The sequence below is a fragment of the Rhodococcus sp. NPDC058639 genome (assembly GCF_042717545.1).
Lineage (GTDB): Bacteria > Actinomycetota > Actinomycetes > Mycobacteriales > Mycobacteriaceae > Rhodococcus.
Window position 1 is genome coordinate 1 of sequence record NZ_JBHXRF010000006.1, and the last position, 23,558, is coordinate 23,558.

Annotated in this window: 32 protein-coding genes; 28 read left to right on the forward strand and 4 right to left on the reverse strand. The window is 65.0% G+C overall.

Annotated elements, in window-relative coordinates; translation table 11 throughout:
• Both ACFWU2_RS12730 and ACFWU2_RS12735 read left to right on the forward strand, forming a co-directional pair.
• Positions 1-3,527: amino acid adenylation domain-containing protein (locus tag ACFWU2_RS12730; RefSeq protein ID WP_378606307.1), on the forward strand; the 3,527-nt coding region annotated here is incomplete at its 5' end.
• Between the two features lie 133 nt (positions 3,528-3,660).
• The gene (locus tag ACFWU2_RS12735) at positions 3,661-4,722 is read left to right on the forward strand and encodes an alpha/beta hydrolase (RefSeq protein WP_378606310.1); all 1,062 of its coding nucleotides are present in this window, start codon (positions 3,661-3,663) and stop codon (positions 4,720-4,722) included.
• Positions 4,723-4,802: 80 nt separating this feature from the next.
• Here the strand turns inward: ACFWU2_RS12735 and ACFWU2_RS12740 are convergent, their stop codons facing one another.
• The 3 genes from ACFWU2_RS12740 to ACFWU2_RS12750 are packed head-to-tail and all read right to left on the reverse strand — an operon-like array spanning position 4,803 to position 7,553.
• Entirely contained in the window at positions 4,803-5,648 is an 846-nt protein-coding gene (locus ACFWU2_RS12740; protein WP_378606313.1) for an ABC transporter permease, read from the reverse strand.
• Positions 5,649-5,652: 4 nt separating this feature from the next.
• Entirely contained in the window at positions 5,653-6,510 is an 858-nt protein-coding gene (locus ACFWU2_RS12745) for an ABC transporter permease (RefSeq protein WP_378606316.1), read from the reverse strand.
• A complete protein-coding gene (locus ACFWU2_RS12750; RefSeq protein ID WP_378606319.1) occupies positions 6,507-7,553 on the reverse strand; it encodes an ATP-binding cassette domain-containing protein in 1,047 nt (348 codons plus the stop codon). Before ACFWU2_RS12750 ends, ACFWU2_RS12745 begins: the two co-directional genes overlap by 4 nt.
• A 265-nt stretch (positions 7,554-7,818) precedes the next feature.
• Between ACFWU2_RS12750 and ACFWU2_RS12755 the strand changes: the two genes are divergently transcribed.
• The 25 genes from ACFWU2_RS12755 (at position 7,819) to map (ending at position 22,669) form a co-directional block, all read left to right on the forward strand.
• On the forward strand, positions 7,819-9,474 hold the full coding sequence (locus ACFWU2_RS12755; RefSeq protein WP_378606322.1) for an amidase: 1,656 nt from the start codon (positions 7,819-7,821) through the stop codon (positions 9,472-9,474).
• A 464-nt stretch (positions 9,475-9,938) separates the two neighbouring features.
• Positions 9,939-10,244, forward strand: a complete 306-nt coding sequence (gene rpsJ, locus ACFWU2_RS12760) for a 30S ribosomal protein S10 (protein WP_003938093.1) — start codon at positions 9,939-9,941, stop codon at positions 10,242-10,244.
• A 28-nt stretch (positions 10,245-10,272) separates the two neighbouring features.
• On the forward strand, positions 10,273-10,926 hold the full coding sequence (gene rplC, locus ACFWU2_RS12765) for a 50S ribosomal protein L3 (RefSeq protein ID WP_169619973.1): 654 nt from the start codon (positions 10,273-10,275) through the stop codon (positions 10,924-10,926).
• Positions 10,923-11,603, forward strand: coding sequence for a 50S ribosomal protein L4 (gene rplD, locus ACFWU2_RS12770; protein WP_169619972.1), 681 nt, complete (start codon positions 10,923-10,925; stop codon positions 11,601-11,603). Before rplC ends, rplD begins: the two co-directional genes overlap by 4 nt.
• Entirely contained in the window at positions 11,600-11,905 is a 306-nt protein-coding gene (gene rplW, locus ACFWU2_RS12775) for a 50S ribosomal protein L23 (protein ID WP_072813738.1), read from the forward strand. The genes rplD and rplW overlap by 4 nt, the downstream gene beginning before the upstream one ends.
• 38 nt (positions 11,906-11,943) lie before the next feature.
• A complete protein-coding gene (rplB, locus tag ACFWU2_RS12780; RefSeq protein ID WP_378606325.1) occupies positions 11,944-12,780 on the forward strand; it encodes a 50S ribosomal protein L2 in 837 nt (278 codons plus the stop codon).
• Between the two features lie 19 nt (positions 12,781-12,799).
• Positions 12,800-13,081: a 30S ribosomal protein S19 gene (gene rpsS / locus ACFWU2_RS12785; protein WP_072699610.1), complete on the forward strand. Its 282-nt coding sequence runs from the start codon at positions 12,800-12,802 to the stop codon at positions 13,079-13,081.
• The gene (gene rplV, locus ACFWU2_RS12790; protein WP_169619970.1) at positions 13,078-13,476 is read left to right on the forward strand and encodes a 50S ribosomal protein L22; all 399 of its coding nucleotides are present in this window, start codon (positions 13,078-13,080) and stop codon (positions 13,474-13,476) included. Before rpsS ends, rplV begins: the two co-directional genes overlap by 4 nt.
• On the forward strand, positions 13,476-14,273 hold the full coding sequence (rpsC, locus tag ACFWU2_RS12795; protein ID WP_378606328.1) for a 30S ribosomal protein S3: 798 nt from the start codon (positions 13,476-13,478) through the stop codon (positions 14,271-14,273). Before rplV ends, rpsC begins: the two co-directional genes overlap by 1 nt.
• A 3-nt stretch (positions 14,274-14,276) precedes the next feature.
• Entirely contained in the window at positions 14,277-14,693 is a 417-nt protein-coding gene (gene rplP / locus ACFWU2_RS12800; protein ID WP_072699607.1) for a 50S ribosomal protein L16, read from the forward strand.
• Positions 14,693-14,929 (forward strand): 50S ribosomal protein L29, encoded by a 237-nt coding sequence (gene rpmC, locus ACFWU2_RS12805; protein WP_072699606.1) that lies wholly within the window; start codon positions 14,693-14,695, stop codon positions 14,927-14,929. The genes rplP and rpmC overlap by 1 nt, the downstream gene beginning before the upstream one ends.
• A complete protein-coding gene (gene rpsQ / locus ACFWU2_RS12810) occupies positions 14,926-15,210 on the forward strand; it encodes a 30S ribosomal protein S17 (protein ID WP_378606331.1) in 285 nt (94 codons plus the stop codon). Before rpmC ends, rpsQ begins: the two co-directional genes overlap by 4 nt.
• Before the next feature lie 299 nt (positions 15,211-15,509).
• Complete coding sequence (rplN, locus tag ACFWU2_RS12815; RefSeq protein WP_072699604.1) at positions 15,510-15,878, forward strand: 50S ribosomal protein L14; 369 nt, start codon at positions 15,510-15,512, stop codon at positions 15,876-15,878.
• Positions 15,878-16,195 (forward strand): 50S ribosomal protein L24, encoded by a 318-nt coding sequence (gene rplX, locus ACFWU2_RS12820; protein ID WP_072699603.1) that lies wholly within the window; start codon positions 15,878-15,880, stop codon positions 16,193-16,195. Before rplN ends, rplX begins: the two co-directional genes overlap by 1 nt.
• A 1-nt stretch (position 16,196) precedes the next feature.
• Complete coding sequence (gene rplE / locus ACFWU2_RS12825; protein WP_169619968.1) at positions 16,197-16,763, forward strand: 50S ribosomal protein L5; 567 nt, start codon at positions 16,197-16,199, stop codon at positions 16,761-16,763.
• A 4-nt stretch (positions 16,764-16,767) separates the two neighbouring features.
• Positions 16,768-16,953: a type Z 30S ribosomal protein S14 gene (locus ACFWU2_RS12830; protein WP_072699601.1), complete on the forward strand. Its 186-nt coding sequence runs from the start codon at positions 16,768-16,770 to the stop codon at positions 16,951-16,953.
• A gap of 165 nt (positions 16,954-17,118) precedes the next feature.
• A complete protein-coding gene (gene rpsH, locus ACFWU2_RS12835) occupies positions 17,119-17,517 on the forward strand; it encodes a 30S ribosomal protein S8 (protein WP_169619967.1) in 399 nt (132 codons plus the stop codon).
• Positions 17,518-17,531: 14 nt separating this feature from the next.
• A complete protein-coding gene (rplF, locus tag ACFWU2_RS12840; protein ID WP_378606336.1) occupies positions 17,532-18,071 on the forward strand; it encodes a 50S ribosomal protein L6 in 540 nt (179 codons plus the stop codon).
• A 2-nt stretch (positions 18,072-18,073) separates the two neighbouring features.
• Positions 18,074-18,481, forward strand: a complete 408-nt coding sequence (rplR, locus tag ACFWU2_RS12845) for a 50S ribosomal protein L18 (RefSeq protein ID WP_169619965.1) — start codon at positions 18,074-18,076, stop codon at positions 18,479-18,481.
• 31 nt (positions 18,482-18,512) lie between these two features.
• Positions 18,513-19,169 carry a 30S ribosomal protein S5 gene (rpsE, locus tag ACFWU2_RS12850; RefSeq protein WP_378606339.1) on the forward strand — a complete coding sequence of 219 codons (657 nt, stop codon included), beginning with the start codon at positions 18,513-18,515 and terminating at the stop codon, positions 19,167-19,169.
• Positions 19,169-19,348: a 50S ribosomal protein L30 gene (gene rpmD / locus ACFWU2_RS12855; RefSeq protein WP_006554593.1), complete on the forward strand. Its 180-nt coding sequence runs from the start codon at positions 19,169-19,171 to the stop codon at positions 19,346-19,348. The genes rpsE and rpmD overlap by 1 nt, the downstream gene beginning before the upstream one ends.
• 2 nt (positions 19,349-19,350) lie before the next feature.
• On the forward strand, positions 19,351-19,794 hold the full coding sequence (gene rplO / locus ACFWU2_RS12860; protein WP_169619963.1) for a 50S ribosomal protein L15: 444 nt from the start codon (positions 19,351-19,353) through the stop codon (positions 19,792-19,794).
• Between the two features lie 203 nt (positions 19,795-19,997).
• Complete coding sequence (gene secY, locus ACFWU2_RS12865) at positions 19,998-21,311, forward strand: preprotein translocase subunit SecY (protein WP_378606342.1); 1,314 nt, start codon at positions 19,998-20,000, stop codon at positions 21,309-21,311.
• Positions 21,308-21,853 carry an adenylate kinase gene (locus tag ACFWU2_RS12870; RefSeq protein WP_169619961.1) on the forward strand — a complete coding sequence of 182 codons (546 nt, stop codon included), beginning with the start codon at positions 21,308-21,310 and terminating at the stop codon, positions 21,851-21,853. Before secY ends, ACFWU2_RS12870 begins: the two co-directional genes overlap by 4 nt.
• Before the next feature lie 18 nt (positions 21,854-21,871).
• A complete protein-coding gene (map, locus tag ACFWU2_RS12875) occupies positions 21,872-22,669 on the forward strand; it encodes a type I methionyl aminopeptidase (RefSeq protein WP_378606345.1) in 798 nt (265 codons plus the stop codon).
• Between the two features lie 9 nt (positions 22,670-22,678).
• Here the strand turns inward: map and dtd are convergent, their stop codons facing one another.
• Positions 22,679-23,116: a D-aminoacyl-tRNA deacylase gene (gene dtd / locus ACFWU2_RS12880; RefSeq protein ID WP_378606348.1), complete on the reverse strand. Its 438-nt coding sequence runs from the start codon at positions 23,114-23,116 to the stop codon at positions 22,679-22,681.
• A 184-nt stretch (positions 23,117-23,300) separates the two neighbouring features.
• Here dtd and infA point away from each other — a divergent pair, with 184 nt between their 5' ends.
• Positions 23,301-23,522 carry a translation initiation factor IF-1 gene (infA, locus tag ACFWU2_RS12885; protein WP_005140011.1) on the forward strand — a complete coding sequence of 74 codons (222 nt, stop codon included), beginning with the start codon at positions 23,301-23,303 and terminating at the stop codon, positions 23,520-23,522.
• The last annotated feature ends 36 nt before the right edge of the window (positions 23,523-23,558 follow it).

Genomic DNA, 23,558 nt, shown 5'->3' on the forward strand with positions numbered 1-23,558 from the left:
GTGCGGTCCCGGAGTGGTCGGCGTTGGAAGTCCAGTATGCGGATTACACGTTGTGGCAGCGTGAGGTCCTGGGCGAGGAGTCGGATCCGGAGTCGCTGCTGGCGCGGCAAACCGAGTTCTGGAGCACCACCCTCGCGGATCTGCCGGAGGAGTCGACGTTGCCGGGGGATCGGCCTCGCCCGGTGGTGTCGAGTTACCGGGGTGCGTCGCACGGGTTCACGATCGATCGACGCGTCCGTGCGGGTATCACCGATCTTGCCCGTCTCAGTGGCGCAACGGATTTCATGGTGGTCCATGCCGCTCTCGCGGTGATGCTGTCGCGGTTGGGCGCACAGTCCGATGTTGCGATCGGGACGCCGATCGCGGGGCGTGGTGAGGCTGCGCTCGATGATCTGGTGGGCATGTTCGTCAACACGCTCGTACTACGGTCTTCCCTCGACGGGGCTGTCCCGTTCGGCGAATTCCTCGACACCGTTCGCACGGCGGACCTCGAAGCGTTCGCCCATGCGGATGTGCCGTTCGAGCGGTTGGTGGAGGTGCTCGATCCTGCGCGTTCGCAGGCGCGTCATCCGTTGTTCCAGGTGATGTTGACTTTCCAGAATATCGCGGCTGCGGAGCTCGAGTTGCCTGGTCTGAGTGTCTCGGGTGTCGACTTCGACGCGCAGATCGCCAAGTTCGACTTGCAGTTGACGGTGTCGGAGGGGTTCGCGGAGGACGGTTCAGCCGCCGGTTGGGGTGCGGAGTTCACGTATGCCACCGATTTGTTCGATGCTTCGACGGTGGAGGGGTTCGCGGAGCGGTTCGTGCGGATCCTCGAAACGGTGGTGTCCGATCCGGCGCGGCGTGTCGGGGATATCGATCTGCTGGGCGCCGATGAGCGTGTGACGGTGCTCGAGCGGTGGAACGATACGGCGCATCCGGTGCCCGAAGGAACGTTGCTGGACCGGTTCGATGCGCAGGTCCTTTCGAATCCCGACGCGATTGCGGTGGTGTTCGAAGAAGAGTCGTTGACATACGGCGAGTTCGATGCGCGGGTCAATCAGCTTGCGCGGTATCTGATCTCGCGGGGTGTGGGTCCGGAGACGACGGTGGGGTTGGCGGTTCGCCGGTCGTTGGATCTGCTGGTGGGGATGTATGCGATTGTGCGGGCGGGCGGCGCGTATGTGCCGATCGATCCGGATCAGCCGGTAGAGCGTAATGGTTTCATTGTGGAGTCTGCGGCGCCGGTGTTGGTGGTGTCGACGTCGCGGGACGGGTTCGAGCTTCCCGATTCCGATTCCGATTCTGATTCCGGGTCCGGGTCGGTGCCGGTGGTGTCGATCGACACGCTTGATCTTGCCGAGGTGTCGACCGCGCCGGTGTCGGATGCGGAGCGGACCGCGCCGGTGCGGCCGTCGAATACGGCGTATGTGATTTTCACGTCGGGGTCGACGGGCCGGCCGAAGGGTGTGGCGGTCTCGCACGGGTCGATTGTCAATCGTCTCGAGTGGATGGAGCACGAGTACTCGCTCACCCGAGATGATGTGGTGTTGCAGAAGACGCCGTTTACGTTCGATGTGTCGGTGTGGGAGTTTTTCTGGCCGTTGGGTGTGGGTGCGCGGTTGGTGGTGGCTGCTCCGGACGGTCATCGTGATCCGGCGTATCTGGCGAAGGTGATGGCGGAGCGTTCGGTGTCGGTGGCGCATTTTGTGCCGTCGATGTTGGCGGTGTTCGTGGCGGAGGCGTCGGTGGGGGCGGCGGTGTCGTTGCGGTTGGTGTTCGCGTCGGGTGAGGCGTTGCCCGCGTCGGTGGCGGGCCGGTTGAGGTCGGTGCTGCCGGGGGTGCGGTTGCACAATTTGTATGGTCCGACCGAGGCTGCGGTGGATGTGACGTTCCACGAGGTGTCCGATGCCGATGTGGTGTCGGTTCCGATCGGTGCGCCGGTGTGGAATACGCAGGTGTTTGTGCTCGATGGTCGACTTGCGCCGGTGCCGGTGGGTGTGGCGGGTGAGTTGTATTTGTCGGGTGTGCAGTTGGCTCGGGGGTATGTGGGTCGGCCGGATTTGTCTGCGGAGCGTTTTGTGGCGTCGCCGTTCGGTGTGGGGGAGCGTCTTTATCGCACGGGTGATCTGGTGCGGTGGTCTGCTGTTGGTGAGTTGGAGTACATCGGTCGTACCGATTTTCAGGTGAAGTTGCGGGGGTTGCGGATCGAGCTCGGTGAGATCGAGGCGGCGTTGGTGTCGCACGAGTCGATCGCTCAGGCTGCGGTGGTGGTGTCGGCCTCGGATCTCGGGGATCAGCTGGTGGGGTATGTGGTGCCTGTTGTGGGGGCCACGGTCGATCGTGACGAGTTGGCGGGGTTCGTCTCGGGGTTGTTGCCCGCGTATATGGTGCCGTCGGTTTTGATGGTGCTCGACGAGTTGCCGGTGGGTTCGTCGGGCAAGTTGGACCGCAAGGCCTTGCCTTCCCCCACCTTCGAAGCTCGCGAGTTCCGGGCGCCGCAGACAACCGTCGAACAGACTGTGGCGTCGACGTTTGCGGACGTGTTGAGCCTCGAGCGCGTCGGTCTCGACGACAACTTCTTCGCCCTCGGAGGCAACTCCTTGATCGCGACGCAGGTCGCCAGCCGGCTGCAGAAGGAGACGGGCGTCGAAGTTCGGGTCCAGTGGCTGTTCACCGACTCCTCGGTGGCTGCACTCGCGCACCGCATCGAAACCAATGCCGGGAGCGAGGAGGACTTCGATCCGCTCACGGACGGCGCGGTACAGGTTCTGCTGCCGTTCCGTACGCACGGTTCCGGAAACCCGTTGTTCTGCATCCATTCGATGTACGGCCTCGCGTGGACCTACTCGGGCCTGACCGGATTCGTGGACGATCGGCCCCTGTACGGGATACAGACGCGCGCACTGTCGGACGACGACTACCTTCCCGGGACCATCGCGGAGATGGCGGACGACTATCTCCGGGAGATCAGGACGGCGCAGCCCGAGGGACCGTACAACCTGATGGGATGGTCGCTCGGAGGAGTGGTGGCACACGAAGTCGCCGTGAAGTTGCAGAAGCAGGGCGAGTCCGTGGAGAGCCTCGTGATGCTGGACAGCCACTGGAATCTCGAGGCAGCGGAGTTCCGCCGCGCCATTCGCGACAACCTCGCACAGATCGGCGTGATGCTCGAGGACCCGGACGATGTGGCGGCCCTTTCCGACGAACACATCCAAAGGCTCTGGGACACGATGGCGCAGGACGTGACTGCGCTCAGCACGCTCACCCTCGGGCGTTTCCGCAATTTGTACCGAAGCGCCGTCCGATCGGGACAACTGATCGCATCGCATCTCCCGGGAACGTTCGACGGTGACATCCTGTATTTCAGTGCAGCCGACCATCCGCCCGCCCGACACGGAGCGGCGAACCGGTGGGCTCACCTCGTGACCGGACATGTCACCGATGTACCGATCGACTGCAGCCACGACGACATGACCTCGCCCGAGGCGCTCGCGGAGATCGGCCCCGTGCTCGACCACTACCTCAAACGGAATGTGGTGTTGTAACAAGTTGCCGCCGGAATGCGACGCATGTAACTGTACGTAGGCTGCGATCGGGTACGTTCCGTTCGTACTCGCCTCGGACGAGGCGCTGTTGATGTCGACCACGCTGTGCAACTCGAAAAGGTGAAAGAACCGTATGAAGCATCCGAGACGAGGATCCGGACGACTTCGCGTCCTGACTGCAGGCGCAGCGTGCGCGTTGTTCTCTGCCGCTCTACTGGTCTCCCCGGCGGCGGCCGATCCGGTCGCGGACACGCTGCAGCCGCTCGAGAGCGCGACGAGCGAAAACGGCTCGCGCATCACCCGCATCGAAAAAGACAGCGATCGGGAACTCCGTGTCTATGTCCACTCCGCGTCGATGGACAGGGAAATTCAGCTCGACGTGACGCGTCCCGCAGACACCAGCGAACCGCGCCCCACGCTGTACCTGCTCAACGGTGCCGGCGGTGGCGAGGACGCAGCGAGCTGGCGTCTGCGTACCGATGCGCAAGACTTCTTCAAGGACAAGAATCTCAACATCGTCACGCCGGTCGGTGGTAAGTGGAGCTACTACACCGACTGGAAGCAGGAGGACCCGGTCCTCGGCCTGCACAAATGGGAGACCTTCCTGACCAAGGAGATTCCTCCGCTGATCGATGCGGCACTGGGAACCAACGGCGTGAACGCGATCGCCGGTTTGTCCTCATCGGGTACCTCTGTGCTCCAGCTCGCGATCGCGGGCGGGGGTCTCTACAAGGGCGTGGCCGCCTACAGCGGATGCGCGCAGACCTCCGATCCGATCGGCCACGAGTTCATCAGGGTCACCACCGAGGTGTGGGGCGGTGCCGACGACGTCCGCAACATGTGGGGTGAACCCGACGACCCGACTTGGGTGGAAAAGGACCCGTACGTCAACGCCGAGAAACTTCGTGGTCTCGAGCTCTACGTCTCCAACGGCACCGGACTTCCCGGCCGGTACGACACCCTCGACGGCCCGGAGATCGACGGCAATGCGGGAAAGCTCGCCAACCAGGTCGTCGTCGGCGGTGTCATCGAGGCCGCGACGAACTACTGCACGCACAATCTCCACGACCGGCTCAACGAGCTGGAAATCCCCGCCACCTTCAACTTCCGTGACTCCGGTACCCACTCGTGGGCTTACTGGCAGGACGACCTGAAGGATTCGTGGCCCGTACTGCAGAAGGCCCTCGGCCTCTGACAACGACCGTGAACGCGTGAAGCCTCTTCCACCTGTGGGAGAGGCTTCACTGCTTTCTGCCGCCTGGACTGCCCGGTTCGTCAGCCGTTCTGCGCCGCGCGCCGGTACCCTCTGATCGCCGGGACGAGGAACACCGCCACGGTTCCGAGCGACCACGCAAGCGTTTTCACGAACGGTTCGGCCACCGGGCCGCCGATCGCCAGCGCTCGCATCGTGTCGATTGCGCACGACATCGGCTGGTTCGCCACGATCGGCTGGAGCCAGGTCGGGTATGCCATCACCGGCACGAATCCCGAGTTGAAGAACATGAGCATCGTGCAGACGATCGACACCAGTTCCACCAGGGGAATTCGGCCAGGAACGGTTGCCAGCACCGTCACCATCAGCGCGAAGCCGATACCGAAGATCAGCGGGACAACGAAGAGCAGGACAGAAGCGCCGAGGCCCTGGGTGAACCGGAAACCCATCACCACGCCCGCGGCGAAGATCACGAGGGATGTCGCGAAGACTCGCGTCGTCTCTGCCATGAGGCGGCCCACGAGTCCGGCCGAACGATGGATCGGCAGGGTGTAAAAGCGTCCCAGCAGTCCGGAGTCGCGCTCGGCGCGCAGCCCGACCGCGCTCACCACCGACCCGAACATCGCGCCGACCAGCACGATCATGGGAACGGTACCGAAGATCGACGATTGCCCGGTCGCGGCGGTGATGCTGTCCCCGAGCACGATCCGGAACATCACCAACGTTAGCGCCGGGTAGATCAACGCCTGGATCAGTGTCACCGGGTCGCGCGCCCACCGCAGCAGGAGGCGCCCGCACTGCAACCTGCTGTGCTCCCACAACGCGGGGAGAGAGTTCTCGTCCCGCACACGGTCGGGTACCGGGTACACAACCGTGCCGTCCGGGCGTGATTCGACGGTGTCGCTCATTCGCTCACCCCCTCCTCGTCGTGGCCCAGAGAGCTGCCGGAAGACAGACCACAGCGAGCCCGATCATCCAGAACACACTCGGCCTGAAGACTTCCCATGTCACTCCGTCCTGCGCCATGTCGCGCATCGCGAAGGAGAACTGCGAGATGGGCTGGTTGCGGACGAACGGCCTGATCCATTCGGGAAAGCCGCTCTCGGGCACGAATCCGCACGAGAGCATTCCTAGGATCAGCTGCGGCAGTGTCAGTGCCTGAGACGTCGCCTCCGGGCTCTTGGACAGGCTTCCGATCGCGTCGGCGCCCAGGCACAGCAGAACACTGATGGCGAGTGCGGTCGCGCAGAACAAGGCCGCCTGGCCGAATCCCGCCGAGAACCGGAAACCGATCGCGTAGCCGAATCCGATGGCCGCAATCAGAGACACGATCGACCGGGCAGTCCCGGCCGCCAATCTGGCGAGCATCGGTATCCCAGCCACCACCGGCATCGTCTGCATTCGTGTCATCAGTCCGGTCGATGCCTCCGACGCAGCAAGCTGAGCCGCGGAGATCGCGGTGAACGCCATGGACTGCAGCACGATGATCGGCATCAGGAACTGCGCGTAGTCGATGCCCTGGAGTTGCATCACGAATTTGAGGGGCAGGTAGAACCCGAGCCCGAAGACGACCGGCGCTATCACCGCGACCACGAGTTCGCCGTTGCGCGCCATCGTCCGCAGCGCACGCGTGGTCAGCACCCACCATTGCTTCGGTGCGGCGGGCGCGATCCGGCGATGGTCTCCGCCGGGGCAGTCGCCCGGACCCGGAGAGGACGAGCCGGTCGACGGAGGATCGGGGAGTGGCGCCCGGTCGGTGCGTGTCGTCACGGTAGTTCCCCGGCCACCGCCACCTCCGGTCGTTCTCCGGCAGACGGGTCCGCGGGCGCCTCACCCGGTACGGGCGTCGCGGTATGTCCGGTGAGACGCAGGAACACATCGTCGAGCGATGGTCTCCGAAGCCCGATATCCGCCAGTTCCACGTCGAGCTGTTCGAGGCGCCGAAGAGCCTCGGTGAGAGTCGCGGCTCCGTCGGGTGCCGGGATCGAGATCCTGTCCTCGTCTCCTTCGGCCCCGAGGGCGAACGCGGCACGGGCTTCCGGCGGCACCATGTCACCGAGTGACTGCGCGATGGCCGGTAGGGTGCGGGGCTCGACCGGCACGATCTCGCAGAAACTGCCTCCTGCCGATGCCTTGAGTTGGTTCGCTGTGCCCTCGGCGATGACGGTGCCCTTGTCGATCACGATGATGTTGTCGCTCAGCACATCCGCCTCTTCGAGGTACTGGGTCGTCAGGAGCACCGTGATGCCCTGATCCTTGAGCGCCGACACCAGCGCCCACACGCCCTGCCGACTCCGCGGATCGAGTCCTGTGGTCGGTTCGTCGAGAAAGACCACCTCCGGGCGGACCACCAGTCCGCAGGCGATGTCGACGCGGCGTCGCATGCCGCCGGAATAGCCTTTCACCGGACGGCGAGCGGCTTCGACCAGGTCGAATTGGCGGAGGAGGTCGTCGGCGCGCCGCTTCGCCGATGCGTTGTCGAGACCCATCAGCCGGCCGAAGAGCACGAGGTTCTCCCGGCCTGTGAGCGTGTCGTCGAGCGCTGCGAACTGGCCGGTCATCATGATCGATCGCCGCACGGCCGCAGCGTCGGTGACGACGTCGTGTCCCGCAACAACCGCTCGCCCGGAGGTGGGGCGCAACAACGTCGAGAGGACTTTGACCATCGTGGTCTTTCCGGCTCCGTTGGGCCCGAGGATGGCGAGGACGCGCCCCGCAGCGGCGGCGAAGCCGATCCCGTCGAGGGCCTCGACGTCACCGAACGACTTGTGCACATCCTCCACGAGGACTGCCTGATCATGACTGTTCAGCATCACACTCCACCGTCGACCTCGGTCCCGCCCTGCATCGGAACTTCGTCTTCGCCGGCGGCGGCGGTGCCGCCGACCATGACGGATGCGCTGCCGTCGAGAGGGGATGTTACCGGCGTCACTGCAACGAGGCGGCTCAATGAGGCATCGACGAGCCTCGTGGGAACGGACCGTGGGAGGAATTGAGCCGCCGCCCAGTTTTCGAGGCAAGATCACAACGGACACCCTCGACCCGGCGAAATCCGCAGATCCGTGGTCTTGTGGGGGCGTGGCAGTCCCAGTAACGCGTCGGCAGTTGATCGGGGGAGCGGCGGGTGGACTGGTCGCGTGGGGTTCGGTCTCCGCCGGTGCCTCTCGGGCCGGGCGGCACAGACTGCCGGAGCCGGAGACGGTCACCGCTACCGATCCCGCGCTGATGAGCGCCGTGGACGCCGCTGCGCTCCTGCGCGCCGGCCGGTTGCATCCTCGCGAGTTGCTCGAGTCGTGCCTTACCCGCACCCGTGCATTCGACGGTGACATCGGTGCCTGGGTGCGGCTCTATCCCGAACTCGCCTACGAGGCGGCGGATGCGGCGGGGGAGCGTCTCGTCCGCGCGCGACGCGAGCAGACCCACCTCTCCCCGTTGTGCGGGCTGCCGATCGCCCTTAAAGACATCTTCGCGGTATCCGGTCTGCCGTTGACCGCGTCGAGCCGGGTGCTCGAGGGCAACATCGCAGCCGGTCACTCGGGGGTGTGGCGGAGGCTCGACGACGCCGGCGCGGTGCTGATGGGTCACACGCACACCGACGAGTTCGCGATCGGGGTCACGACCCCACAGGTCGGCAACCCCTGGAACACGAGGTTCTCGCCCGGGGGTTCGTCGGGAGGCAGTGCAGCCGCTCTCGCGGCCCGCTTCGTGCCCCTGGCTCTGGGCAGTGACACCGGGGGCTCGGCGCGACTGCCCGCCAGTGCGTGCGGAGTCTCGTCGATCAAACCCACCTACGGGGCCATCACCTCGTACGGCATGATCCCGCTCACCTGGACCCGAGACCATGTCGGGCCGATGGCGCGCAGTCTCGGAGACGCTGCTCTGCTCATGTCCGTGCTTGCGGGGCCGGACGCCGACGATCCGATCACCTCCCTCGGGCGCCCGGTTCCGGAGGGCGGGTACCCGGTCGCCGCCAGCGGTGGGGCGGCGCCTCTCTCCGGGATCAGGATCGGGGTACCGGTCGATCCCTGTCCCGCGCCCGTGGCTGCGGTGCAGCAGGTCGTCGACGGATTCCTCGATGTCGTGCGTGCGCTCGGCGCCGTGACCGTGCCGGTGACCATGCCGCCACTGCCGTCGTCGCTCGCGACGGGCGATCAGGTGGAGATGGGCTCCTACCATCAGCAGTTCGGAGATCGGCTCGGGCTGTACCGGCCGGACAAGGCGGCGCTGGTGTCCGCTGCCGTGGCGTCGCTGGGGGTGCCCGCCGGTGACTACTTCCAGTTCGAACGCGACAGGCTCCGCTACCAATCGGAGTACAACCGGATGTTCGCCGATCAGGATCTCGATGCCATCGCGGTGGCGGGGTCGGCGGTCGACGGTGCGCGTCGCGACGAGTTCCTCGGTGTCAGCGTCACGGCGGGCGTGGTGGGCGACGTGCGGTGGGCGAACTACGCGGGCGCGCCCGTGGTGACGCTTCCGGCGGGGCGGTCGGGGGGCACGGGGATGCCGGTGGGCGTGCAACTCGGCGCGCGCCCCTGGCAGGATGCCGAACTCATCGCCCTCGGCCTGGAAGTGCAAGCCGCACTGCCGATTTGGCGTGACGAGCCGGTGCTCGTGCCCGCGATCGCTCGTGTTCCCGAGGTGGGGAGGGTGCAGCCGGGACCAGGGCCCGATCCCACCAACACCTTCGGGGCGGCGGCGCCGTTACGCGCGCCCCCGATGAATCCGGTGGGATAGTCGGCACCCGGTTGCCGGCTGAGCGAGACCACGAAGGGTGCCGAGTTGAACTCTCGCGTGGACTCCTGCATACTGGTCGGGTTGCCTTGACCGGGCCATGGGTTGTTTCGCGGCTCGGATCGGGAAATCGTGACAGTCGCCGATCGACCCGAGGGTTGGTTGCGGCCACAATGCAAGACGGAAGCAGTACCAGCGTGCGCTCGTATGAGTGCATTCGGTCCCGTTCTTTGCGGTGTCGAAGCCCAGAGCTTCGTCACCGGGGAATGAGCGACTGGGCGACACGCCCGACCGCGTGGACCGGAGAACAATGACAGATGAACAGCGGCAGCGGATCGGGTGACCCCGGCTCGCAATGTGTATTTCAGTGCTGTTCTCTGTCGCCGTTCCCCTGGGGAACTGTGCAGACGAGGTGGTTCCCGGCTTGATCGGGTGCTACGAAACGCGGCAAGAAAAGGACACTAAGCGTGGCGGGACAGAAGATCCGCATCAGGCTCAAGGCCTATGACCACGAGGCGATCGACGCATCTGCGCGCAAGATCGTCGAGACGGTCACCCGTACGGGTGCCCGCGTGGTCGGCCCGGTGCCGTTGCCTACAGAAAAGAACGTGTACTGCGTCATTCGTTCGCCGCACAAGTACAAGGACTCGCGCGAGCACTTCGAGATGCGTACCCACAAGCGGCTGATCGACATCCTCGACCCGACGCCGAAGACTGTCGACGCGCTTATGCGTATCGACCTTCCGGCGAGCGTCGATGTCAACATTCAGTGAGCTTCGGAAGACGCAGCGGAGATAACACATGACTAACCAGATCAAGGGAATCCTGGGCACCAAGCTCGGCATGACCCAGGTCTTCGACGAGAACAACCGGGTCGTTCCGGTGACCGTCGTCAAGGCCGGACCGAACGTGGTCACGCAGGTTCGCACCGAGGAGCGCGACGGCTACAACGCCGTGCAGCTCGCGTTCGGTGCCATCGCGCCTCGCAAGGTCAACAAGCCCGTCCGCGGCCAGTTCGACAAGGCCGGCGTGACCCCGCGCCGCCACCTCGTCGAGCTTCGCGTCGAGGACACCTCGGACTACGAGGTCGGCCAGGAACTCACCGCAGAGGTTTTCGAGGACGGCGCATTCGTCGACGTCACCGGCACCTCCAAGGGCAAGGGCTTCGCCGGCACCATGAAGCGTCACGGCTTCGCGGGCCAGGGTGCCTCGCACGGTGCGCAGGCTGTGCACCGTCGTCCGGGTTCCATCGGTGGCTGCGCCACCCCGGGCCGCGTGTTCAAGGGCACGCGCATGTCCGGCCGGATGGGCTCCGACCGCATCACGACGCAGAACCTCTCGGTCCACAAGGTGGACGCCGAGAACGGTCTGCTGCTGATCAAGGGCGCGATCCCCGGCCGTAAGGGCGGCCTCGTGATCGTCAAGACTGCAGTGAAGGGTGGTGCACGGGCATGAGCACCGAGACCGCAACCAAGCTGACGCTGGACGTCAAGGCGCCCGGTGGCCAGTCCAACGGCACCGTCGATCTCCCCTCGGAGATCTTCGACGCTCCCGCGAACATCGCGTTGCTGCACCAGGTCGTCGTCGCACAGCTTGCGGCGGCTCGCCAGGGCACGCACTCCACGAAGACTCGTGGCGAGGTCCGCGGCGGCGGCAAGAAGCCGTACCGCCAGAAGGGCACCGGCCGCGCCCGCCAGGGTTCGACCCGTGCACCGCAGTTCGTCGGTGGCGGCGTCGTCCACGGCCCGCAGCCGCGCGACTACTCGCAGCGCACCCCCAAGAAGATGAAGGCTGCCGCTCTCCGCGGTGCCCTCTCCGACCGGGCACGCAACGAGCGCATCCACGTGATCACCGAACTCGTCGCGGGTCAGACCCCGTCGACGAAGAGTGCTCGCACGTTCCTCGGCGAAATCAGCGACCGCAAGAAGGTCCTGCTCGTCGTCGGCCGTGAAGACGTGGCGGCGTGGAAGTCGGTGCAGAACCTTCCGAACGTCCACGCGCTCGCGCCGGATCAGCTGAACACCTACGACGTGCTCTACAGCGACGACGTCGTGTTCAGCGTCGAAGCGCTGAACGCGTTCATCCACGGCCCGGCAGAGTCCGGCCAGGAATTCAAGGAGGAGACCAAGTGAGCACGATCGCCGATCCGCGCGACATCCTGCTGGCTCCCGTCATCTCCGAGAAGTCCTATGGACTGATGGAAGACGGCACGTACACCTTCCTGGTTCACCCGGACTCGAACAAGACGCAGATCAAGATTGCCGTCGAGAAGGTCTTCGGCGTCAAGGTGACCAGCGTCAACACCGCGAACCGTCAGGGCAAGCGCAAGCGGACCCGCTCCGGTTACGGCAAGCGCAAGGACACCAAGCGCGCGCTCGTGACCCTGGCCGCCGACAGCAAGCCCATCGAGATCTTCGGAGGCCCGGTCGCGTAGCGATCGGAACTCTCGAGAGATAGAGGACGAGAAGACTCATGGCAATCCGTAAGTACAAGCCGACTACGCCGGGCCGTCGTGGCGCCAGCGTGTCGGACTTCGCCGAGATCACTCGGTCGACGCCCGAAAAGTCGCTGGTTCGCCCGCTTCACGGTCGTGGTGGACGTAATGCGCACGGTCGCATCACCACCCGGCACAAGGGTGGCGGCCACAAGCGCGCCTACCGCCTGATCGATTTCCGTCGCAACGACAAGGACGGAATCCCGGCGAAGGTCGCTCACATCGAGTACGACCCCAACCGCACCGCTCGCATCGCGCTGCTCCACTACGTGGACGGCGAGAAGCGCTACATCATCGCCCCCAAGGGCCTGATGCAGGGTGCTCCGGTCGAGTCCGGCCCCACGGCCGACATCAAGCCGGGTAACAACCTGCCGCTGCGCAACATCCCGACCGGTACCACCATCCACGCAGTCGAGCTGCGTCCGGGTGGCGGCGCCAAGATGGCACGTTCCGCCGGCGCGAGCATCCAGCTCCTCGGTAAGGAAGGCACCTACGCCACGCTGCGTATGCCGTCCGGTGAAATCCGTCGCGTCGACGTGCGCTGCCGCGCCACCGTCGGCGAGGTCGGCAACGCCGAGCAGTCGAACATCAACTGGGGTAAGGCCGGCCGTATGCGGTGGAAGGGCAAGCGCCCGACCGTCCGTGGTGTCGTGATGAACCCGGTCGACCACCCGCACGGTGGTGGCGAGGGCAAGACCTCGGGTGGTCGCCACCCGGTCAGCCCCTGGGGTAAGCCGGAAGGCCGTACCCGCAAGAACAAGGCGTCCGACAAGCTCATCGTCCGTCGTCGCCGCACCGGCAAGAACAAGCGCTAGTCAAGGAGGGAGTTAGAGAATGCCACGCAGCCTCAAGAAGGGCCCGTTCGTCGACGACCACCTCCTGGCGAAGGTCGACGTCCAGAACGAGAAGGGCACCAAGCAGGTCATCAAGACCTGGTCGCGCCGTTCCACGATTCTGCCGGACTTCATCGGTCACACGTTTGCCGTCCATGACGGACGCAAGCACGTGCCGGTGTTCATCTCGGATTCGATGGTCGGCCACAAGCTCGGTGAATTTGCACCGACCCGTACGTTCAAGGGCCACATCAAGGACGACCGGAAGAGCAAGCGTCGATGAGCACTGAAACCACAACCAACAGCGCTCGGGCTGTTGCGCGCCACGTGCGCGTAACCCCGATGAAGGCGCGCCGCGTCGTCGACATCGTTCGCGGTAAGTCCGTCGAGGAAGCCCTCGCAATCCTCAAGTTCGCGCCGCAGGCCGCGGCCGAGCCGGTCGCCAAGGTGATCGCCTCTGCTGCTGCGAACGCGCAGAACAATTACAACCTCGACCCCAGCACGCTCGTCGTCGCGACGGCGTATGTGGACGAGGGTGCGACCCTGAAGCGGTTCCAGCCGCGTGCCCAGGGCCGTGCGTTCCGAATCCGCAAGCGGTCGAGCCACATCACCGTGATCGTGGAAAGCGTCGCATCTCGGTCGGGTTCGACTCGCAACCGCCGGAAGGGAGCTCAGTAGTGGGCCAGAAGATCAACCCGCACGGCTTCCGTCTGGGCATCACCACCGACTGGAAGTCGCGTTGGTACGCAGACAAGCAGTACGCGGAATACGTCAAGGAAGACGTCGCGATCCGTAAGTTCCTGGCCTCCGGCCTCGAGCGTGCAGGCATCGCGAAGGTCGAAATCGAGCGCACCCGTGACCGTGTGCGTGTGGACATCCACACCGCACGCCCGGGCATCGTCATCGGTCGCCGCGGCGCCGAGGCCGATCGCATTCGCGCCGAGCTCGAGAAGCTGACCGGTAAGCAGGTCCAGCTGAACATCCTCGAGGTCAAGAACGCGGAGTCCGAGGCTCAGCTGGTGGCGCAGGGCGTCGCCGAGCAGCTCTCGAACCGTGTTGCCTTCCGTCGGGCGATGCGCAAGGCCATTCAGTCGGCCATGCGTCAGCCCAACGTCAAGGGCATCCGCGTGCAGTGCTCGGGCCGCCTCGGTGGCGCCGAGATGTCGCGCTCGGAGTTCTACCGTGAGGGTCGGGTTCCGCTGCACACGCTGCGTGCGGACATCGACTACGGCCTGTACGAGGCCAAGACCACCTTCGGTCGTATCGGCGTGAAGGTCTGGATCTACAAGGGCGACATCGTTGGTGGCCGTCGTGAGCTCGCTGCTGCTGCAGCTGCTCCCGCCGACCGTCCGCGTCGTGAGCGTCCCACCCGCCCGCGTCGTTCCGGCGCGTCGGGCACCACGGCGACGAGCACCGACGCCGGCCGCGCAGCCTCGGCCGACGCCCCCGCTTCGACTGAGAACAAGGAGGGCTGACGCATGTTGATCCCACGGCGGGTCAAACACCGCAAGCAGCACCATCCGAGCCGTACGGGTGCCGCCAAGGGCGGAACCCAGGTGACCTTCGGTGAGTGGGGCATCCAGGCTCTCGAGCCGGCCTACATCACCAACCGGCAGATCGAGTCCGCTCGTATCGCCATGACCCGGCACATCAAGCGTGGCGGCAAGATCTGGATCAACATCTTCCCGGATCGCCCCCTCACGAAGAAGCCGGCCGAAACCCGCATGGGTTCCGGTAAGGGTTCCCCCGAGTGGTGGGTCGCGAACGTCAAGCCCGGTCGGGTGCTGTTCGAGATGAGCTACCCGAACGAGGAGATTGCTCGCGAGGCCCTGCGTCGCGCGATGCACAAGCTCCCCTGCAAGTGCCGCATCGTGACGAGGGAGGAGCAGTTCTGATGGCTACCGGTACCCCCGCCGCGGAACTCCGCGAGCTGAGCGACGCAGAGCTGGCCGACAAGGTCCGTGAGTTCAAGGAAGAGCTGTTCAACCTGCGCTTCCAGATGGCCACCGGACAGTTGGACAACAACCGTCGGCTGCGTGTCGTTCGTAACGAGATCGCACGTATCTACACGGTGCTGCGCGAGCGTGAGCTCGGACTGGCCACCGGCCCGAACACGGGTGATGTGGCATGAGTGAGGAAAAGACAGTGAGTACAAACGAAGAGCGCGCGAGCCGCAAGGTTCGCATCGGCTATGTCGTCTCGGACAAGATGGAAAAGACCATCGTTGTCGAGCTCGAGGATCGTGTGAAGCACCCGCTGTACGGCAAGATCATCCGCCGTACCACCCGGGTGAAGGCACACGACGAGAACAGCCTCGCCGGCGTCGGCGACCGCGTGCAGCTGATGGAGACCCGTCCGCTGTCCGCGTCGAAGCGGTGGCGTCTGGTCGAGGTGCTCGAGAAGGCCAAGTAGGCTTCCGGCATCGTCGATGAAGTATCTCGACAGCACCCCCGGCACCCGATCACTCGGGTGGTGGGGGTGCTGTTCTTCACCGGAGTGACGTACGGAACGGGCAGGCACACCCGGACCAGAGGCATGGGGACCGAGCACACGGTTCGCTAATTTGCCCTGGGTACGGTATATGGCCTACTCTGGACGGGTTGCTCACGGGACCCGTGCGCCCAGCGTATGTGCGCCGCGAGCAAACGACGACCGCGTACGTCCAGGTCGGAAATCTGACGTACATACCAATCCAGGTCAAGGAGAAGTAAGTGATCCAGCAGGAGTCGCGACTGCGCGTCGCCGACAACACGGGTGCCAAGGAGATTCTCTGCATCCGCGTTCTCGGTGGCTCGTCCCGTCGCTACGCCGGTATCGGTGACATCATCGTCGGCACCGTCAAGGAGGCGATCCCCGGCGGCAACGTCAAGCGTGGTGAGGTCGTCAAGGCCGTTATCGTGCGCACCACCAAGGAGCGCCGTCGGCCGGACGGCTCGTACATCAAGTTCGACGAGAACGCTGCCGTCCTCATCAAGGGCGACAACGATCCTCGCGGAACCCGCATCTTCGGACCCGTCGGTCGCGAGCTTCGCGACAAGCGCTTCATGAAGATCGTCTCGCTTGCTCCGGAGGTGCTGTGATGAAGGTGCACAAGGGCGACACCGTTCTCGTCATCTCGGGTAAGGACAAGGGCGCCAAGGGCAAGGTCATCGAGGCCTACCCGAAGCAGAACCGTGTCCTCGTCGAGGGCGTGAACCGCATCAAGAAGCACACCGCAGTCTCGGCCAACGAGCGTGGTGCCTCCACCGGCGGCATCGTCACGCAAGAGGCCCCGATCCACGTTTCCAACGTTGCGGTCATCGACTCGGACGGCAACGCCACGCGCGTGGGCTACCGCGTCGACGAGGAGACCGGCAAGCGCGTTCGGATTTCCCGGAAGAACGGGAAGGACATCTGACATGACCACCACTGAGACCAAGACCATGCCGCGCCTGAAGGTGCGGTACCGCGAGGAGATCCGCGACGCGCTGCAGTCGGAATACGGCTACGCGAACGTCATGCAGATCCCCGGCGTCGTGAAGGTCGTCGTCAACATGGGTGTCGGCGACGCCGCCCGCGACGCGAAGCTGATCAACGGCGCGGTCAACGACCTCGCACTGATCACCGGCCAGAAGCCCGAGATCCGCAAGGCTCGTAAGTCCATCGCACAGTTCAAGCTGCGCGAAGGCATGCCGATCGGTGCCCGCGTCACGCTTCGTGGCGACCGCATGTGGGAGTTCCTGGACCGCCTCGTGTCCATCGCGCTGCCCCGCATCCGGGACTTCCGTGGCCTCAACGGCAACCAGTTCGACGGAAACGGCAACTACACGTTCGGCCTGAACGAGCAGTCGATGTTCCACGAGATCGACGTGGACAAGATCGACCGCCCGCGCGGCATGGACATCACCGTCGTGACGACCGCCACCAACAACGAAGAAGGCCGTGCCCTGCTCAAGCACCTCGGCTTCCCGTTCAAGGAGAACTGAGCCCATGGCTAAGAAGGCACTGGTCAACAAGGCCAACAGCAAGCCGAAGTTCGCGGTGCGCGCCTACACCCGCTGCCAGCGCTGCGGGCGCCCGCACTCGGTCTTCCGCAAGTTCGGACTCTGCCGCATCTGCCTTCGCGAGATGGCACACCGCGGTGAGCTTCCGGGAGTTCACAAGAGCTCCTGGTGACGTGAACGGTGGGCGGAGCGCCGACGGCCTCCGCCCACCGCCACGCTGTCATGGGTTCGCGGCACCGCCGCGAACCCGCATCGAAACCGAGTTCGATGTAGGCCCACGGCCGGGATATCCCGGTGTTGCATGGGAACCGCACCGAGAAAGGTGTACAGGTCAGCCATGACCATGACCGACCCCATCGCAGACTTCTTGACGCGTCTGCGTAACGCCAATACGGCGTACCACGACGAGGTCAAGCTCCCGTCCTCGAAGATCAAGGTGAACATCGCCGAGATCCTCAAGCGCGAGGGCTACATCTCCGACTACCGCACCGAGGACGCCGAGGTGGGCACGACCCTCATCGTCGACCTCAAGTACGGCCCTTCCCGTGAGCGCAGCCTTGCAGGCGTGCGCCGCGTGTCGAAGCCCGGCCTGCGCGTGTACGCGAAATCCACCAACCTGCCCAAGGTCCTGGGCGGCCTCGGCGTGGCGATTATCTCCACGTCTTCCGGCCTGCTCACCGATCGCCAGGCGGCCAAGCAGAAGGTGGGCGGGGAAGTCCTCGCCTACGTCTGGTAAGGGAGGCCACCACAATGTCGCGAATCGGAAAACTCCCCGTAGTCGTCCCCTCGGGTGTCGAGGTGGACATCGATGGCCAGGCCGTCGCAGTGAAGGGCCCCAAGGGCAACCTCTCGCTGACGGTCGCCGAGCCCATCGTCGTCACCAAGGGTGATGACGGAGCAATCAACGTCACGCGTCCGAATGACGAGCGTCGCAGCCGTGCGCTGCACGGTCTGTCCCGGACCCTGGTGCAGAACCTCATCGTCGGCGTGACCGAGGGCTACACCACGAAGATGGAAATCTTCGGTGTCGGCTATCGCGTGGCCCTCAAGGGTAAGGACCTCGAGTTCTCCCTGGGCTACAGCCACCCGGTGCTGATCGAAGCGCCCGAGGGCATCACGTTTGCCGTCGAGACCCCGACGAAGTTCTCGATCTCGGGGATCGACAAGCAGAAGGTCGGCCAGATCGCTGCCAACATCCGCCGGCTGCGCAAGTCCGACCCGTACAAGGGCAAGGGCATCCGCTACGAGGGTGAACAGGTCCGTCGCAAGGTCGGAAAGACGGGTAAGTGATCATGAGCCAGACCGAGAACCAGAAGGCAAAGCGCATTCCGCGCGGCAAGGACGTGTCCACCACGCGTCGCCTCTCGAAGACGCGTCGTCACTTCCGCCTCCGCAAGAAGATCTCCGGTACCACCGAGCGTCCGCGTCTCGTCGTGAACCGGTCGTCGCGTCACATGCATGTGCAGTTGATCGACGACCTGACGGGTACGACCCTCGCCGCAGCTTCGACCATCGAACCCGATGTGCGTGCTGTCGAGGGCGACAAGAAGGCTCGTGGCGCGAAGGTCGGTCAGCTGATCGCCGAGCGCGCCAAGGCTGCCGGCGTGGAGGCCGTGGTCTTCGACCGCGGTGGCCACACCTACAGCGGCCGTATCGCGGCCCTCGCGGACGCGGCTCGCGAAAGCGGGTTGAAGTTCTGATGATGACTTTTTCGAACGGAAGGAACGCCTGATGCCGGGACGTCAGCGGCGTGACGGCGGCAGCGGCCCTGCCGGCCAGAACCCCAACAGCAGCAGCAGCGGTGACAACCGCGGCGGTCGTGACCGCCGTGACCGCGACTCGCGTGGCGGCAACGCTGCCGAGAAGTCGAACTTTATCGAGCGTGTCGTCTCGATCAACCGTGTGTCGAAGGTCGTCAAGGGCGGCCGTCGCTTCAGCTTCACCGCTCTGGTGATCGTGGGCGACGGTAACGGCTTGGTCGGCGTCGGCTACGGCAAGGCCAAGGAAGTTCCCGCGGCCATCCAGAAGGGCGTCGAAGAGGCTCGCAAGGGCTTCTTCCGCGTGCCGATGATCGCCACCACCATCACCCACCCGGTTCAGGGTGAGGCCGCAGCAGGCATCGTCATGCTGCGTCCGGCTTCGCCGGGTACCGGTGTTATCGCCGGTGGCGCGGTGCGTGCCGTGCTGGAGTGCGCGGGCATCTCCGACATCCTGTCGAAGTCCCTGGGCTCCGACAACGCCATCAATGTGGTGCACGCGACGGTTGCGGCTCTCAAGAGCCTGCAGCGTCCGGAAGAGGTCGCGGCTCGCCGTGGTCTCTCCCTCGAGGAAGTTGCCCCCGCCGGCATGCTTCGCGCCCGTGCACAGGCTGCTGGGAGCGTGAAGTAATGGCAGAGCTGAAGATCACCCAGATCAAGAGCACCATCGGCGCCAAGTCGAATCAGCGGGACAGCCTGCGCACCCTCGGTCTGCGGAAGATCCGTCAGTCCGTCGTCCGCGAGGACAATGCGCAGAACCGTGGCTTGATCAACGTGGTGCGTCACCTCGTGACCGTTGAGGAGGTCTGAAAATGACCATCAAGCTGCATCACCTGCGCCCGGCTCCGGGCGCGAAGACCGAAAAGACCCGCGTCGGACGTGGCGAGGGTTCCAAGGGCAAGACCGCTGGTCGCGGTACGAAGGGTACGAAGGCACGTAAGAACGTGTCGGCAGCCTTCGAAGGTGGCCAGATGCCGATTCACATGCGTCTCCCGAAGCTCAAGGGCTTCAAGAACGCATTCCGCACCGAGTACCAGATCGTCAATGTCGGCGACATCGCACGGGTTTTCCCCGAGGGTGGCCAGATCGGCATCGACGAGCTCGTCTCGAACGGACTGGTCCGCAAGAACCAGCTCGTGAAGGTGCTCGGCGAGGGCGAGCTGTCGGTGGCCGTGCAGGTCACCGCCAACAAGTTCTCGGGCTCCGCCAAGGAAAAGATCGCCGCTGCCGGCGGCACCACGACCGAACTGGTCTGACCTGTTCGATCATGTGAGCCAAGGCTCGCGAACGGCCGCGTTGCAGAACCCTGCATCGCGGCCGTTCGTGCTTTCACCGAGTTGAAGTACGCTACCGGCGTACTCGCCCGCTGAGGGCACACTGTTAGAGTTTTAGAGTTGTCTACTTTTCCGACGGGTCCGAAGTCGACCCGCCGTCCCCGATCGGCCTGCCAGGAGGATCTTTGCTTTCCGCCTTCGTTTCGGCCCTCAGGACACCGGACCTGAGGCGGAAGATTCTCATCGCCCTCGGTCTCGTGGCCCTGTATCGCCTCGGTGCGACCGTGCCGTCCCCGGGCGTCGACTACGGCAACGTCCAGGCCTGTGTCGATCAGCTTGCCGGTGGCGATCAAGCCGGCATCTACTCGTTGATCAATCTCTTCTCCGGTGGTGCGCTGCTGCAGCTGTCGGTGTTCGCGATCGGCATCATGCCGTTCATCACCGCGAGCATCATCGTCCAGCTGCTCACCGTCGTCATCCCTCGCTTCGAGGAGTTGCGCAAGGAGGGCCAGTCCGGTCAGGCCAAGATGACGCAGTACACGCGTTATCTGGCCGTCGCGCTCGCCGTTCTCCAAGCCACCGGCATCGTGGCCCTCGCTGCCCGTGGGCAGCTGCTCCAGGGCTGCTCCGAGCCGATCCTCGCCGACGACAGCATCTTCGCGATGGTCGTCATCGTCCTGGTCATGACTGCCGGTGCCGCCGTCGTCATGTGGTTCGGTGAACTCATCACCGAGCGCGGTGTCGGCAACGGCATGTCGCTGCTGATCTTCTCGGGTATCGCTGCTGCGCTCCCGACCGAGGGTCGCACCATCCTCGAATCCCGCGGCGGCCTCGTCTTCGCGATCGTGCTGGTGGTGGCGCTGGTCATCATCACCGGTGTCGTGTTCGTCGAGCAGGGCCAGCGCCGTATCCCGGTCCAGTACGCCAAGCGCATGGTGGGCCGGCGCATGTACGGCGGTTCGTCGACGTACCTGCCGCTCAAGGTCAACCAGGCCGGCATCATCCCGGTCATCTTCGCGTCGTCGCTGCTGTACCTGCCGAATCTCATCGGGCAGCTCACCGGCGCGACGTCAGCGGTCGACCCGAACTGGTGGCAGCGCATCGTCAACACGTACCTGATCGATCCGAGCAACCCGGTCTACATCTCGATCTACTTCGCGTTGATCGTCTTCTTCGTGTTCTTCTACGTCGCGATCACCTTCAATCCGGAGGAACGAGCCGACGAGATGAAGAAGTACGGCGGCTTCATCCCGGGCATCCGTCCGGGCCGGCCCACCGCCGAGTACCTCAGCTTCGTGCTCAACCGCATCACGGTCCCGGGCTCGATCTACCTCGGTCTCATCGCAACCCTGCCGAACTTCTTCTTGTCCGGGGGCCAGACTGCCTCGAGCATTTTCGGTGGCGCCGCGGTGCTCATTCTTGTCAGTGTCGCGCTGGACACCGTCAAGCAGATCGAAAGTCAATTGATGCAGCGTAACTACGAAGGGTTCCTCAAGTGAGACTTGTACTCCTCGGTCCTCCCGGTGCCGGAAAGGGCACGCAGGCCGCGATCCTGTCCGACAAGCTCGGTGTCCCCGCGATCTCGACCGGCGATCTGTTCCGCGCCAACATCGGACAGGGAACGCCGCTCGGCGTCGAGGCCAAGAAGTACATCGACGCGGGAGACCTCGTACCCGCAGAGATCACGAACAACATGGTGCGCGACCGTCTCGGCGAGCCCGACGCGGCACACGGGTTCCTCCTCGACGGCTTCCCGCGCAGCGTCGAGCAGGCCAAGGAACTCGAGAACATCCTGCAGGACCTCGGCGTCGCCCTCGACGGCGTGCTGTCCTTCGTCATCGACGAGGACGTCGTCGTCGGGCGCATGCTCGCCCGCGGCCGCGCCGACGACACCGAGGACGTCATCCGTAATCGCCTCCGGGTCTACCGCGAGGAGACAGCTCCGCTGCTCGACTACTACCGCGACGCGATCATCACGGTCGACGCCATCGGTGACGTCGAGGAGATCAACGCCCGTGCGCTCGCAGCGCTCGGCAAGTAACACGTAGGAAGTTTCGACATGGGTTTCGGGCGCAAGCGCAAGGTGGTTCCGTTCCGTACGGCCGGTGAACTCGACGCGATGGCGGCTGCCGGCGCGATCGTCGGCGCCGCACTCGTGGCGGTGCGGGACGCGGCGAAGCCGGGCGTGAGCACCCTGGAACTCGACCGGGTGGCGGAAGCGGTGATCCGTGATGCGGGCGCCGTTCCGTCCTTCCTGGGATACAACGGTTTCACCGGGTCGATCTGCTCCTCGGTCAACGACCGCGTGGTCCACGGCATCCCTTCGGCGGACGACATCCTCGCCGAAGGTGATCTGGTCTCCATCGACTGCGGCGCGATTCTCGACGGCTGGCACGGCGACTCGGCATGGACATTCGGGGTGGGTGAACTCGCACAAGAGGATGCCGATCTGAGCGAGGCGACGCGGCTGTCAATGGAGGCCGGTATCGCGGCGATGCTTCCGGGCAACCGTCTCACCGACGTCTCGCACGCGATCGAGAACGGCACGCACGCCGCCGAGAAGTTGTTCGGCCGTCCCTTCGGGATCGTGGACGGCTACGGCGGCCACGGCATCGGCCGCGAAATGCACATGGAGCCTTTCCTGGCGAACGAAGGTGCGCCCGGCAAGGGACCGCAGCTGGTCGTCGGATCGGTGCTCGCGATCGAGCCGATGCTCACTCTCGGCACGTACGAGACCGAAGTGCTCGCAGACGATTGGACCGTGGTCACGTCGGACGGCAGCCGCGCCGCGCATTGGGAGCACACCGTCGCGGTCACCGAGTCGGGTCCGCGCATTCTCACGCTGCGCCCCGAGTAGCGGCGTTCGTCACACCTCGACGATCAGGGTCACCGGCCCGTCGTTGACGAGGCTCACCTCCATGTGTGCGCCGAACACGCCCGTTTCGACGTGTGCGCCGAGCGCACGCAACGCGGACGTGAACTCCTCGACGAGAGGTTCCGCCACACTGCGCGGTGCCGCCGCCGACCAGGACGGCCGCCGGCTCTTCCGGGTGTCGGCCATCAGCGTGAACTGGCTGACGACCAGCACCGGAGCACCCACATCGGACGCAGATTTCTCGTCTTCGAGGATGCGCATCGTCCACACCTTGCGGGCGAGTGTCGCCGCTTTCGCCGCGTCGTCGTCGTGGGTCACCCCCACGAGCACGAGCAGGCCGTGCCCGCCGGGTGGGGGCGTGATCCGGGCAACCTCGTCGCCCTCCACCGCAACCGCCGCGGTCGTCACCCGCTGAATCAGCGCCCGCAACTCGTGTCCTCCTCGTCCGTCTCCATTTGGCCTGGTGGGAAAACTCCCGTAGCATTGACCGGTGGTGCGCGCTGCGCTCCGGGTCGGTACGTGTCGAATCTCGATTCGCGCGACTTCCGGAGGCCGAGCGTCACGGTAACGGATGCCGATGCAACCACACATCGAACGACGGATCGCGGAGGATATGGCTAAGAAGGACGGGGCAATCGAGGTCGAGGGCCGGGTTGTCGAACCACTGCCCAATGCGATGTTCCGCATCGAGCTGGAGAACGGTCATAAAGTTCTGGCCCACATCAGCGGCAAGATGCGCCAGCACTACATTCGTATTCTTCCCGAGGACCGCGTGGTCGTGGAGCTTTCGCCCTACGACTTGACGCGTGGACGCATCGTCTACCGGTACAAGTAGAAGCTTCCCCGGCTATACGGTCGGGGGGAACCCTGT